Consider the following 13,601-nt stretch of genomic DNA (forward strand, 5'->3'; position numbering starts at 1 on the left):
CCTCCCTCGCACCGGCGCGCACTCCGGGGCGCACAGCAGAACACAGCAGAGCACAGCAGCTCGCAGGGGGGCGTCAGCGCGACACGACGTACCCGGCGTCACCCAACTCCCCCACCACCGCGAGGCAGTGCTCCGCGCCCTTGGTCTCCAGGTGCAGGTCGACCTCCACCTCGGCGAGGCCCAGGCGCGGGTCGGTGCGCACGTGCGCGACGTCCAGCACGTTGGCGTCCACCGAGGAGAGCACGCCCAGCAGGGTGGCCAGCGCGCCCGGCCGGTCGGCCAGCCGGACCCGCAGCGAGAGGTAGCGCCCGGCCGCCGCCAGTCCGTGCCGCAGGACCCGCTGCATCAGCTGCGGATCGATGTTGCCGCCGGAGAGCACCGCCACCACCGGGCCCTCGAAGGCGTCCGGCTCCTCCAGCAGCGCCGCGATCGGACTCGCCCCGGCCGGCTCGACCACCAGCTTCAGCCGCTCCAGGCCGAGCAGCAGCGCCCGCGAGAGCGCCTCCTCGGAGACCGTGCGGACGCCGTCCGCGAGCGTGTTGACCAGCTCGAACGGGATGTCGCCCGGGCGGCCGACCATGATCCCGTCGGCCATCGTCTGGAACGAGGGCAGCGTCACCGGGCGGCCCACCGCGAGCGACGGCGGGTACGCGGCGGCGCCGGCCGCCTGCACGCCGATCACCCGGACGTCCGGGCGCAGCGCCTTGACCGCCACCGCGATCCCGGCCAGCAGCCCGCCGCCGCCCACCCCGGCCAGGATGGTGCGCACCTCCGGGCACTGCTCCAGGATCTCCAGACCCACGGTGGCCTGACCGGTGATGACGTCCTGGTGATCGAACGGGTGAATGAAGACGGCCCCGCTGGTCTCCGCGTACCGCTGCGCGGCGTCCAGCGCCTCGTCCACCGTCGTCCCGTGCAGCCGGACCTCCGCGCCGTAGTCACGCGTCGCCGCCACCTTGGGCAGCGGCGCGGTGCGCGGCATGAAGACGGTGGAGTGCACCCCCAGCAGCGAGGCCGCCAGCGCGACCCCCTGCGCGTGGTTCCCGGCGCTGGCCGCGACCACCCCGCCGGCCCGCTGGACCGGCGAGAGCCCGGCGATCCGCACATACGCGCCGCGCAGCTTGAACGAACCGGTGCGCTGCAGGTTCTCGCACTTCAGGTGGACGGGCGAGCCGACCAGCGCGGAGAGGTGGCGGCTGCTCTCCATCGGGGTGACCCGGGCGACCCCGGCGAGCATCTTGTGGGCACCACGGACGTCGTCCATGGTGATCGGCCAACTCTGCATACGGCCAGCCTAGGGCCGTGGCCCGCGCGATGATCGCCGCGCGGGCCACACCAGCGTCGCGGCCGGTCCAGCACCTGGTCGGGTACCTTGTGCGGCGCCCCGGACAGGTCCTAGTCCAGCGCCTGCGCGAGGTCGGCGACCAGGTCGGCGGCCGACTCGATGCCCACCGAGATCCGCACCAGGTCGGCCGGCACCTCCAGCGGGGAGCCCGCCGCCGAGGCGTGGGTCATCCGGCCCGGGTGCTCGATCAGCGACTCCACCCCGCCCAGCGACTCACCCAGCGTGAACAGCTTGGCGCGGTTGCAGACCTCCACCGCCGCCGCCTCGCCACCGGCCACCCGGAACGAGACCATCCCGCCGAAGGCCTTCATCTGCTTGGCGGCGATCTCGTGGTTCGGGTGCTCGGCCAGGCCCGGGTAGAACACCTGGGTGACCTTCGGGTGCCGGGTCAGCAGCGCCACGATCTCCTCGGCGTTGGAGGTGTGACGGTCCATCCGGACACCCAGCGTCTTGATCCCGCGCAGCACCAGCCAGGCGTCGAACGGGCCGGAGACCGCGCCCATCGCGTTCTGGTGGTAGGCCAGCTCCTCGCCGAGACCGGCGTCGGCCGCCACCAGGGCGCCGCCGACCACGTCCGAGTGCCCGCCCATGTACTTGGTGGTGGAGTGCACGACCACGTCGGCGCCCAGCGCCAGCGGCTGCTGGAGGTACGGGCTGGCGAAGGTGTTGTCGACCACCAGCAGCGCGTTCGCGTCGTGCGCGACCTGCGCGACCGCGGCGATGTCGGTGATGCCGAGCAGCGGGTTGCTCGGGGTCTCCACCCAGACGGCCTTGGTGTTGGGGCGCAGCGCCTCGCGCACCTTGGCCGGGTGCTGGGTGTCGGCGACCGAGAACTCCACGCCCCAGCGGGTCAGCACCTTGGCGAAGAGCCGGAAGGTGCCGCCGTAGGCGTCGTTCGGGATGACGATGTGGTCACCGGGCTGCAGGACGGTGCGCAGCAGGGTGTCCTCGGCGGCGAGCCCGGAGGCGAAGGCCAGGCCGCGCCGGCCGCCCTCCAGCGCCGCGAGGCACTCCTCCAGCGCCGAGCGGGTCGGGTTGGCCGAACGGCTGTACTCGTAGCCGTCGCGCAGGCCGCCGACGCCGTCCTGCTTGTAGGTGGATACCTGGTAGATCGGAGGGACGACGGCCCCGGTCCGGGGGTCTGCTTCCTGACCCGCATGGATGGCGATGGTCTCGAAGCCCTGGGGAGACTGGTGCTGGTGCTCACTCATGGCACCTGAGCGTAGTGGCAGCGCCGATTCCCGGGGCCGGAGTCGTCCGACAAGGCGCCCCGCGCGCCGTGGAATCTCCGGTCGGCGTGCGGTGTTGACCAAACCATGCTGTTCAACCGTCACAAGACCGAGCTCGTCACCGCCGACCAGGCCCTGCCCGGCCGGACGGCGCCCGCCTTCACGCTGACCGAGCCGCACACCGTGCTCGGTACCCCGCTCACCGGGCCGTACCCCGCCGGGCTGGAGATCGCCGACTTCGGCCTCGGCTGCTTCTGGGGCGCCGAGCGGACGTTCTGGAAGCTCCCCGGCGTGTGGACCACCCTGGTCGGCTACCAGGGCGGCCACTCGCAGAACCCGACGTACGAGGAGGTGTGCAGCGGCCGGACCGGGCACACCGAGGCCGTCCGGGTGGTCTACGACCCGGCCGTGATCAGCTATGAGACCCTGCTGAAGACCTTCTGGGAGGCACACAACCCCACCCAGGGCTTCCGCCAGGGCAACGACGTCGGTACCCAGTACCGCTCCGCCGTCTACACCCACTCCGCGGCCCAGCTGGCCGCCGCCGAAGCGAGCCGCGACGCCTTCCAGCCGGCCCTCACCGCGCTGGGCCTCGGCCCGATCACCACCGAGATCGCCCCGGCCGGCCCGTTCCACCCGGCCGAGCCGTACCACCAGCAGTACCTCTCCGACGCCAAGAACCCCGGAGGCTACTGCGGCCTCGGCGGCACCGGCGCCAGCTGCCCGATCGGCGTCGCCAAGACGGACGGCTGACCAGCGCGGCACGGATCCCGGTGGATCAGAGCGCGGCGCGCTCCACCGGGATCCACAGCTGCGCGTCCGACTCCGACCAGTCCTTGGACGGGCGGGTGCGCAGGATCTCCGGCCCCGGGCGGGTCGCGTACGGGTTGGACGGGAACCACTGCGTGAAGACGTCCCGCCACATCTCCTGCAGCGCACGCGGGTACGGCCCGGTGCTCTCGAAGACCGCCCAGGTGCCGGCCGGTACGGTGACACTGTCCAGGTCCTCGGGGACCTCGGCGTTGCTCACCACCGCGTGCCAGTAGTCGAGCTCGGCCCCCTCCTCACGGCTGTCGGTGAGGTACACGATCGCCGAGATGATGCCCTCCGGCTCCTGGTCGGTCAGCCGCGCGATGCGGCCCACCGTCTCCGGTCCGACGCTCTGGATGTGCGCGGCGATGGCCGGGTTCACGCCTTCGTGCACCTGCGGGACGGTCGCCTTCTTCCCGACGATGCGGAACTCGTCCTTCTCCACGATCCGGTACTGCATGGTGGTACTCCCCTCGACGACGAGACGGAAGGACATCCGGGGCTGCGACCGCAACGCCGCACCCGTCCGCCGGGCCTCACCCGGCCCGACCCCGTGCACCGCACGAAACGCCCGCGCGAACGCCTCGCCCGACCCGTAGCCGTACCGCGTCGCGACCTCCAACAGCGTCCGCTCACCCCCGAGCACCTCGGCCCCGGCGACCGTAAGCCGCCTGCGCCGGATGTACTCCGACAGCGGCACCCCGGCCAGCGCCGTGAACAACCGCCGCAGGTGGTACTCGGACGTGAGGGCGATACGGGCCAGCTCGGCCACCTCGATCTGCTGGTCGAGGTTGCGCTCGATGTGCTCCATGGCGGTGTTCAGCCGTTCCAGCACCCCGGTCTCCTTCCCTGGTGATCACCAATCTAGGAAGACCCCACCCTCCCCCACCCGACATCCCCTGCCCGCTTCGGTCGGGTCAGAACTGACGCTCACTCCGAGTCGAACCGGATCAACCGACCCGGCGCAACGTCACGCTCCGGCAGGGGGATCAACGGCGACCACGACGTTAGCTGCGGTGCTGGCCCGCTCGATGTCGGCGGCGGGATACGGCGTCCGCTTGCTCGCGGTGAGCAGGCGGTGGTGGAACCCGTCCAGGACGACGGCAGCCCGGGCGTGCCGGTCGATGATCGCGGCGATCGCGGGCGGGACGCCTTCGGGACGCCTGCCGGCGATCCAGTCGCGCAGCATCGCCGCGTGCTCCGCAGCGCCGTGCACGCCGTCGAGCAGGTGGTGGCGGAGCAAGTGGCTCGGGGCGTAACAGCGGTCGTACCCGAGATGGTCGGAGAGGAACGCGGCCTCTGCTGCGGAGAGTTCGAAGCCGGAGCTCAGGGCGAGCCCGAAGTCCGCAAAGTAGATCAGCCGGCCGTCGGTCAGGACGTTGTTGAAATGGGCATCGAAGTGAACGAGCCCGCGGGAGCTCATGAAGGCCGTCCCGCGCGCCAGGAGCTCCTCGACCCACGCGTACGACGAGCCGTCTCCGCCCTCCGGTGCGGCCTCCCGGCGGTCGCCCAGCCACGCGGCGAGCGTCTGTGGCACGTGTTCCAGGAAGAGCACCAGGCTGAAGGAGGACCGGCCGATGGCCTCCAGCCGCTCCCGCACGGCCGACGAGCCCTCCCAGTGCGCGACCGCCCCGTCGACACCCCCGAACTCGTCGGCAAACGCCTCGGGAGGTGAGCCGGGCAGGACCCGCCAGTGGTACATCAACGGAAAGCCCGCGTAGTCGCCCCCGAGGACCCAGTTGGTGGTCATCGTGTGCACGGCCAGCTCGCGCCAGCCCCCGAAGCCGGCTGAGCCCACCCCGTACTGATAGAACATCGGCAACCCGAAGATGTTCGCCGTCGACCGCACGTTCTCCGGCCGCATCTCAAGGTCCGTCAGCGGGACCTGCTTGACGAAGACCCGCCGCCCACCGACCTCCAGCTCCGCCGACCTGCCCCCGATGCCGGACCCGAGCGGGGTGGCCGCGGCCACAACCTCACCGAGCCGGTGGTCACTCAGCAGCGACAGGTGCGTGGAAACGGACCCGTAGGCGGCCAGGCGTGCGGCGTGCTGGAGGTCCGGGTGGTCCATCAGCACAACTCCTCAACGCCAGAACCGACCACGTCGGAGCCAAACTACACAACCCTCCTCATGAGCCCGGACACCTCTATGCCACTCTCCACGGCTGGTTGCCGAAACGCCGCAGGGGGCGGCGGCCGTGGGTCGGCCGCCGCCCCCTGCGGGGGGTCTCGTTGCTACGGCTTCGCGAAGTAGCCGAAGGCGTCGACGATGGCCTGGGTGTGGCCACTGTGGTTGTAGACGTCGACCTGACCGTTGGTGCCCAGGCCCGTGGTCACCAGGTTCGGAACGGTCTGCCCCGTCGCGAAGTTGACGCTCGACGTGTTCGGGCGGGCGCGGCCGTCCGGGTAGACCGCGAGGAAGCCCGGCAGGTCAGGACCGGTGGCCGTCACGTTGAGAACCGCACCCGTGGCCGAGGCCGGGATACCGGCCGTGCCGGCCACCTGCACGGGCAGCGCGCTGTCCGGGCCGATCGGCGTGCCCGCGCCGTTGCGGGTGTCCACCAGGCGGGTGGGCACGATCGGGGTGAACTCGCTGTCGGCGGTGGGGTCGTAGTAGCCGATCAGGTCAGCCACGACGTTCGTGTTCCCGTTGGCGTTGTGGACGCAGACGCTGCCGTTCTCGGTCAGCACGATCGCCTGGTTGGAGACGGTCTGGCCGGGGCCGAAGTTGAGGTTCGAGCTCGGGCCGTCGGAGACAGGATTGGCGGCGAGGAAACTCTGCTGGTCGCCGTCGGTGGCCGTGAGGTTCAGCGCCACCGTGTCGACTCCCGACGGGTGCCCCGGTTGGACTGGGACGGGGAAGCAAACGGAACCCTTCGGGCCGACCTTGCCCACCTGCCCTGAGCCCTGCCCGGTGCGGGTGTCCAGCACGCGCGTGGGGGTGACGGCCGTGAAGCGGTCGCGTTCGCTGGTGTTGTAGTCGCCCACCAGGTCGGCGACCAGGTCGAGCGAGCCGGAGTGGTTGTAGATCTTGACCGTGCCGTCCACGCCGACCGGAACGGTGACCAGGTGCGCGGTGTCCTGCCCCGCGACGAAGTTGCTGTTCGAGGTCACCGGCCGGGGCTGGCCGGTCGGGTAGACCGTCAGGAAGCTCGAATCGGTCGGGCCCACCGCGGTGAGGTTGAGCACGACGGCGGTGGCGTTGATCCTGGTCGGGATCGTGCCGTTGATCAGGATGTTGGAGACGTCGAGGGTCATCTCGCTGTCGGGGCCGAGCCGCTTGGCCGGTGCACCGAGTCCGCTCCGGGTGTCCAGGATCCGCTGGGCCATGGCGGCGAAGCGGCTGGGCTGGTAGGCGGCGGTCACGGACTGCGTGACCGTACCGGTGCCGCCCACGCTGTCCGTCACGGTCGCGGTGACCTGGTACGTGCCGGGAGCGGCGTAGGTGTGGGTGCAGGCGTCGGACGCACTGGCGCAGGTGGCCGGGGCGCTGCCGTCACCGAAGTCGACGTGCTGGGAGACGATCGGCCACGGGCCGGTCGACTTTGACGGGTCGGCGGTGTAGGTCAGCGGAAGGCCGCTGAACGCCGGGGTGACGGACAGCACGGCGTGCGGCGGGCCTGGGTCGCCCACCACCACGGGCGCGTCGGTCCCGGCCGCCATCCGGCTGCCGAAGTTGTCGGTGACGGTCACCACCGGCTCGAAGGTGCCACGCGAGGTGTAGACGTGAGCGACCTTCGGCGAGGACGAGGTGACGACCGGGGTGCCGTCCCCGAAGTCGTACGCGTAGGACGTCGATGTCGGCGCCCACTGGTCGGTGGCGGAAGCCGTCAGGTTGACCGTCATCGGGTGGGCGCCCTGGGACCGGTCGACGGCCAGCCCCACACTGGTCAGACCCTGCAGCTCGTGCGCGCCCCGGTCGCGGTAGCCGATCCCGGTGCCGGTGTTCGGCTGCTGGAGGTCGTCCACAGCGGGCGTGCCGTCGATGTCCCCGGCGAGTTCGCCCGGCGCGGAGGCGTCGGCGGAGTCGATGGCCGGCGAGCCGGCCTGGTAGCTGCCCGACTGGTTCAGCGGGTCCGCGGTGCTGTCGTGCGCGCCCTGGCCGGTGGCCTGCTGGAACGCGGCCTGGGTCGGGTAGACCGCGTTGTTCCAGCGGTACGGGGCTCCCCCGGCGAGCGGGTGGAAGACGTTGTAGTCGGCCGTCGTGCCGGAGACGGCAGCGGCGGCGACCGTCACGCCGACGGGGCTCCCAGCCGCGCAGGTGGCGTCGGGGGCGGCGACGTTGTTCTCCACCGTGGACCCGCTGGACGCCCCCAACAGGCTGATCCCGAGATCGCAGCCCTTCGAGACGGTGTTGCTGGTGACCACGGTGCCCGGCGCGTCAGTGGCGAGCACCGCACCCTGGGCCGGGGTGTCGATCTCGTTGGTGGTGATGACCGTGCCCGGGACACCGGAGTCCACCTGGATCGCCGGCCCGCTGGTCGAGTCGCTGTCGTAGATGCTGTTGCGGCTCACCGTGACGCCGGACGTCGCGCCGCTGAGCCGGACGGCGGGATCGGGGCCCGTACCGTTCTGCACGAGGCTGTCATGGTCGATGCTGATCCGCGAGGAGTCAGTGACCTGAAGGCCGTCGGCGCTCCCGTAGACGACCAGGTTGCGGACCACCACATCGTGAGCGCCGCTCACCGTGATCGCGGGGCCGGTGCCGGTCGGGGGCTGGAGGACCGACGTCGCCTCGTCCGTCCCGGGGTAGGCGCTGGTGAAGACGATCGGTTGCTGCTGCGTCCCCGACCGGGTGATGCTGACGTGCTCGCCGTACCAGCCGTCCAGGATGAGGACCGTCTGACCGGGCGTCACGGCACCGGCCGCGGCGGAGATCGTGCAGTACGGCAGGTCGGCCGTACCTGTCCCGGTGTCGGAGCAGGTGACGGCGTTGTCGACGTAGAGCGTGGTCGCGTCCGCGGCTGCCGCGGGGACCATGGGGAGGCCGACTCCCAGAACGGTGGCGCAGGCCACGGTGGAAACGGCGAAAGTGCGCAGGCGCATCTCGGTACTGCCCCCCAGTGCAGATGAGTTCACTGCGTACGGGCTCCTCGGAGGGGAAGCTTCCGCAACGCGATCAGCAGTATTCCCGAACGCGTTCGAGCCCTCGCACGCACCCCCGCCCACTACGGGACTACACCGCGCTGCCGGCCTTCCAGTCGGCCCAGGTGAGGTTCCAGTCGCTCAGCCCGTTGGCCGGATCGACCGTGCGGTCACCGGAGTTGCGCACCTCGACCACGTCGCCGACCATCGAGCTCCGGTAGAACTTCGCGCCGTCGGTGCCCGGGTCGCCGGCGCCCTTGACGTCGCGCAGGGCTATGCAGCCGTGGCTGGTGTTGGCGTTGCCGAAGGCGGAGGCGGCGGACCAGTAGTTGCCGTGGATGAAGGTGCCGGAGGCGGTCAGCCGCTGGGCGTGCGGGACGTCGGGGATGTTGTACTCGTCGCCGAGGCCGACCGTGGCGGAGTCCATCTTGGTCTGCTGGTACTGCTCGGAGATCACCATCTTCCCGGCCCAGGTGCGGTGTTCGGGCGCTCCGCCGATCACGCGGTAGGTCGCGGTGACCTGGCCGTCGGTGGTCACGGTGAGCGTGTCGGCGCTGAGGTCGGCGATGCTGGTCTGCGCGCGGCCGATGGTGAAGTTCACGTCCTTGGCCTGGACGCCGTAGACGCCCCTGGCCCCCTGAACGTCCTTCAGCCGCAGCTTGAGGGTGACCTTCGTACCCGCTGCCCAGTACTGCTCGGGGCGGAAGTCCAGCCGGGTGCTGGAGTACCAGTGGCCGACGATCTCCACACCGGGGTCCGCGACGACGGTGATCGCCTGCTGGACGGCCCGACGGTCGGTGACCGGGGTGTTGAAGGTGATCGAGACCGGCATCCCGACGCCGACCGTACTGCCGTCCTCCGGCGTGAAGTAGCCGATGAAGGTGTTGGCGGGGGCGGCGGTGGTGAAGCTGGTGTTCGCGTCCGCCTGGAGCTTGTCCCGGTCGGACGCGACGGCGGCGACGGTGTACCTGGTGCCGCTGCCGAGCGGTGCGGTGGAGGCCCAGCTCGTCCCGTCGGGGGCGAGCCGGCCGGCTATCTCCTGGCCGGTCGCGTCGGCGACCCGGACCGAGCTGAGCGTTCCGGACTCCACAGCGACCTGGACGGGCGCGGTGAAGACGGCGTTGGTGGTGCCGTCGGCCGGGGTGACGGTGATCTTCGCGACGGAGGTCTTCGGGGTGGCGGCGGTACCCGCGCCACCGGCGCCGCCGCTCCTCGCGCCGTCGTTGCACGCGGCCAGCAGCAGCACCGGGGCGCCGAGCAGCCCGGCCAGCACACCACGCCTGCTCCAGGAGCCCCCGACCGCGCCGCGCTCCTGCTGATCCCGTGCCGTCACGTCGTGGTCTCCCGATAGCTCGCGAAGGGGCATTACGGACAGAGGGACGCAATACAGCACGAACCCGGTTCCATAAAGAGGCTCAGATCGTACGAGATGATGAGAGATGGCGCCAAAAATGGACATACCGCCCAGCCGACAGAACGGCGGGGCGGTATGCGGAAGAAGCGGGAGAGCGACCCGAGGACTACTCGACCTCGAACTCGAAGCTGTCGTCCTCCGGGTCGAACTCGGTCTGCGCGGACTCCCAGGTGGCCTGGGTGAGCTCGATGCCGGGGACGTCGCCGAGCAACGCCACCGGGTCGATGAAGTGGGCGAGCGAACCCGAGGGGTCCACCTCGATCGCCTCGACGGACTGCGCGCGCTCGTCGTCATCGAGGTACTCGTCGGCGTCGACCTGGGCGAGAGCGGCCGCCTTGAGCGCACCCTCGTCGGTGATCTCGGCGATCAGCTCGATGCTGAGGCGGACGTAGCGGGGGGCATCGGAAGCTTCGGTGCTGGTCATGTGGCGAGCGTAGGGGAGAACCGGGCCACTGCCCAACCCGACGCCGACCGGCCCGGACAAGGGCCCGGACAAGGGCCCCGACAACGGCGAGGGCCGGTCCCGGAAACCGGAACCGGCCCTGCCCGCTCCGCCCAGCTCCCCCACCCGGGAACCGCGGAGCCGCGCCTTGCGGCGCGAGGTGCCGTGCGGGCCGTCGCACCCTGTAACCCGGCCGGAGCCGACAGGGGCGGGACGACGACGACCCCCACGAGGGGCCCCTCCAGCGCGTCAGAAGGCCTGGAGGGAACACAGTCCGCCGGTTCAGGGCCGGCGCCCGTGTGTCCGTGCGACCGCCGGACCGGGGAGCCGCCCCCGGTCACCGCCGCCGTCACGTTCGGCTACTCACCGATGACCCCTACGATGCCCGACCCTTGTTAACCACGTGATGCGAGCAGGTGACGCCGGTGTACCAGTTCGTCAGCTGACGAACCGATCAACGCCCGGGCGCGGATCAGTGCGTGCTGCGGTCCGCCATGAAGGCGAGCAGGTCCTGCCGGGTGACGATGCCCTGCGGCTTGCCGTCGACCAGCACCACCGCGGCGTCGGCCTTCTCCAGCACGCTCACCAGGCCGCTCACCGAGCCGCCCGAGCCGACCACCGGCAGCGGCTTGGACATGTGCTTCTCCAGCACGTCGCTCAGCTGGGCGCCGCCGCTGATCAGGCCGGCCAGGAGGTCGCGCTCGGCCACCGCGCCGATGACCTCGCCCGCCATGATGTCCGGGTGTCCGGCCCCCGGGGAGACCACCGGCATCTGCGAGACGCCGAAGTCGCGCAGCACCTGCACGGCCTCGCCGACCGTCTCGTTGGGGTGCATGTGGACGAACTGCGGGGTGCCCTCGTGCGCGATGGCGTCCTTGCGGGCCAGCACCTCGCCGATGGTCGCCACGTCCTCCACGGCGGGCAGGAAGCCGTAGTCGGCCATCCAGTCGTCGTTGAAGATCTTGGACAGGTAGCCGCGGCCACCGTCCGGGAGCAGCACCACGACGATGTCGTCCGGGCCGAGCCGGCGGGCGACCTCCAGCGCGGCCACCACGGCCATCCCGCAGGAGCCGCCGACCAGCAGGCCCTCCTCACGGGCGAGGCGGCGGGTCATCTGGAACGAGTCCTTGTCGGAGACCGCGATGATCTCGTCGGCCACCGTGCGGTCGTACGCGGTCGGCCAGAAGTCCTCGCCGACGCCCTCGACCAGGTACGGGCGGCCGGTGCCGCCGGAGTAGACCGAGCCCTCCGGGTCGGCGCCGATGACCTGCACCTTGCCGCCCGAGGAGTCCTTCAGGAAGCGGCCGGTGCCGGAGATGGTGCCGCCGGTGCCGACGCCCGCGACGAAGTGGGTGATCTTGCCGTCGGTCTGCTCCCAGAGCTCGGGACCGGTGGTGGCGTAGTGCGCGGCGGGGTTCTCCGGGTTGGAGTACTGGTCCGGCTTCCAGGCGTTCGGGGTCTCCTTCACCAGGCGGTCGGAGACGTTGTAGTACGAGTCCGGGTGCTCGGGGGCGACCGCGGTCGGGCAGACCACGACCTCGGCGCCGTACGCCCGCAGCGTGTTGATCTTGTCGGTGGAGACCTTGTCCGGACAGACGAAGATGCAGCGGTAGCCCTTCTGCTGCGCGACGATCGCCAGGCCCACGCCGGTGTTGCCGGAGGTCGGCTCGACGATGGTGCCGCCGGGCTTGAGGGCGCCGGACGCCTCGGCGGCCTCGATCATCCGCATCGCGATGCGGTCCTTGGCCGAGCCGCCCGGGTTGAAGTACTCAACCTTGGCCAGCACCGTGGCGGTGATCCCTTCGGTGACCTTGTTGAGCTTCACCAGCGGGGTGTTGCCGACCAGGTCGATGATCGATTCTTGGTACCGCACGGGGGTCCTCCCGGTTTGTGGCCATGCATGGCTTTTTTCAGAGGGTCAAGCCTTCGGTGAGTCAAGCCTATGGCTCCGGATGGCCGATGCATCCCGATAGCGTGCAGGTGTCAACGGGTATGCACGCAGAGAGACGGGCCCGCACGGCGCGGGAGACCGGTCGGCTACGAAGGGGGTTGCCGGATGCCAGGGGCGCAGCATTCGAGGGCGCGGGTCGCCCGGCGGATCGCCACGGCGGCGGCGTACGGCGGCGGCGGGCTCGGGCTGCTGGGGGTGGGGCTGGCCGGCGTCCTGATCACCGAGAGCCGGCTGGCGATCCGCGCGGTGGGCATTCTGGAGGGCAGTCCGCCGCGCGCGGACGGGGTGTACGGCGAGGACTTCGCCGATCCGGCCGCGGGCCAGGAGCCCCTGGTACTGGCCTTCCTCGGCGACTCCACGGCGGCCGGGCTCGGCGCGCGGCGGGCCCGCGAGACCCCGGGGGCCCTGCTCGCCGCCGGACTCGCCTCGGTCGCCGAGCGCCCGGTGCGGCTCGTCAACGTGGCGCTGTCGGGCGCTCGTTCGGACGATCTTGAGCGGCAGGTGCGACTCGCCCTGGCGGCCCGTCCGGCGGTGGCCGTGATCATGGTCGGGGCCAACGACGTCACCCGGCACAGCCCGGCCGCGCAGTCGGTGCGCCAGCTGCGCGAGGCGGTCCAGGAGCTGCGGGCGATCGACTGCGAGGTGGTGGTCGGCACCTGCCCGGACCTGGGGACGATCAAGCCGGTCCGGCCGCCGCTGCGCTGGGTGGCCCGGCGGGTCAGCCGGCAGCTGGCGGCCGCGCAGACCATCGCGACCGTGGAGGCCGGCGGCCGGACGGTCTCGCTGGGCTCGCTGCTCGGCCCGGAGTTCGCCGCGCGCCCGGAGATGTTCGCCTCCGACCGCTTCCATCCCTCCGCCCAGGGCTACGCGACCGCGGCGATGGCCATGCTGCCCTCGCTCTGCGCCGCCCTGAACCTCTGGCCGGAGGCGGCCGAGCCGGAGCCGGCCTCCCGCGAGGCGGTGCTGCCGATGGCGATGGCAGCCGCCCGGGCCGCCGGGCAGTCCGGCACCGAGGTGGCCTCGGCCAGCCCCGGCGGAACCGGGCGGTGGGCGCTGGTCAAGCACCGGCTGCGGCTCGCCCTGCCGTCGAACGAGACCGCCGACGCGCTGCCCGCCGACGCCCTGCGCACCGTCCCCGCGGACGGCATCGACTCGGTGCCCACCGACGGCCTCGACCCCGTGCCCTTCGACGCCACCGATCCCGGGCCCGCGCCCGGGTCCGGGGCCGCCCGGGAGTCCGCGTCGGCGAACTCACACGCGGTGCCGGATGACGCGCGGGCTACTTGGGAGTAACTTTCCTCTCCGTAGCCAACCGCCACCGCCCG

General features: G+C 71.5%; 10 protein-coding genes. 2 read left to right on the forward strand and 8 right to left on the reverse strand.

Going from position 1 to position 13,601, the window contains the following annotated elements:
• Positions 1–73: 73 nt before the first annotated feature.
• Entirely contained in the window at positions 74–1,285 is a 1,212-nt protein-coding gene (ilvA, locus tag BS80_RS17265) for a threonine ammonia-lyase (RefSeq protein ID WP_035798391.1), read from the reverse strand.
• Positions 1,286–1,395: 110 nt separating this feature from the next.
• Positions 1,396–2,556, reverse strand: coding sequence for a cystathionine gamma-synthase (locus tag BS80_RS17270; protein WP_035798394.1), 1,161 nt, complete (start codon positions 2,554–2,556; stop codon positions 1,396–1,398).
• 105 nt (positions 2,557–2,661) lie between these two features.
• Between BS80_RS17270 and msrA the strand changes: the two genes are divergently transcribed.
• Positions 2,662–3,327, forward strand: coding sequence for a peptide-methionine (S)-S-oxide reductase MsrA (msrA, locus tag BS80_RS17275; protein WP_035798396.1), 666 nt, complete (start codon positions 2,662–2,664; stop codon positions 3,325–3,327).
• Between the two features lie 25 nt (positions 3,328–3,352).
• Here the strand turns inward: msrA and BS80_RS17280 are convergent, their stop codons facing one another.
• From BS80_RS17280 to BS80_RS17305, 6 genes are all read right to left on the reverse strand, one after another.
• On the reverse strand, positions 3,353–4,219 hold the full coding sequence (locus BS80_RS17280; protein ID WP_035798397.1) for an AraC family transcriptional regulator: 867 nt from the start codon (positions 4,217–4,219) through the stop codon (positions 3,353–3,355).
• 135 nt (positions 4,220–4,354) lie between these two features.
• Entirely contained in the window at positions 4,355–5,455 is a 1,101-nt protein-coding gene (locus BS80_RS17285; RefSeq protein ID WP_051966721.1) for a protein kinase family protein, read from the reverse strand.
• 164 nt (positions 5,456–5,619) lie between these two features.
• Positions 5,620–8,430 (reverse strand): right-handed parallel beta-helix repeat-containing protein, encoded by a 2,811-nt coding sequence (locus tag BS80_RS17290; protein WP_083974828.1) that lies wholly within the window; start codon positions 8,428–8,430, stop codon positions 5,620–5,622.
• A 130-nt stretch (positions 8,431–8,560) separates the two neighbouring features.
• Positions 8,561–9,802, reverse strand: a complete 1,242-nt coding sequence (locus BS80_RS17295) for a L,D-transpeptidase (protein ID WP_051966722.1) — start codon at positions 9,800–9,802, stop codon at positions 8,561–8,563.
• A 187-nt stretch (positions 9,803–9,989) separates the two neighbouring features.
• Positions 9,990–10,307, reverse strand: coding sequence for a hypothetical protein (locus BS80_RS17300; RefSeq protein WP_035798402.1), 318 nt, complete (start codon positions 10,305–10,307; stop codon positions 9,990–9,992).
• Between the two features lie 490 nt (positions 10,308–10,797).
• On the reverse strand, positions 10,798–12,198 hold the full coding sequence (locus tag BS80_RS17305) for a cystathionine beta-synthase (protein ID WP_035798403.1): 1,401 nt from the start codon (positions 12,196–12,198) through the stop codon (positions 10,798–10,800).
• 183 nt (positions 12,199–12,381) lie between these two features.
• On the opposite strand from BS80_RS17305, the gene BS80_RS17310 reads away from it, so the two are divergent.
• Positions 12,382–13,569: an SGNH/GDSL hydrolase family protein gene (locus tag BS80_RS17310; RefSeq protein WP_083974830.1), complete on the forward strand. Its 1,188-nt coding sequence runs from the start codon at positions 12,382–12,384 to the stop codon at positions 13,567–13,569.
• The last annotated feature ends 32 nt before the right edge of the window (positions 13,570–13,601 follow it).

Source organism: Kitasatospora mediocidica KCTC 9733, from assembly GCF_000744225.1.
Lineage (GTDB): Bacteria > Actinomycetota > Actinomycetes > Streptomycetales > Streptomycetaceae > Kitasatospora > Kitasatospora mediocidica.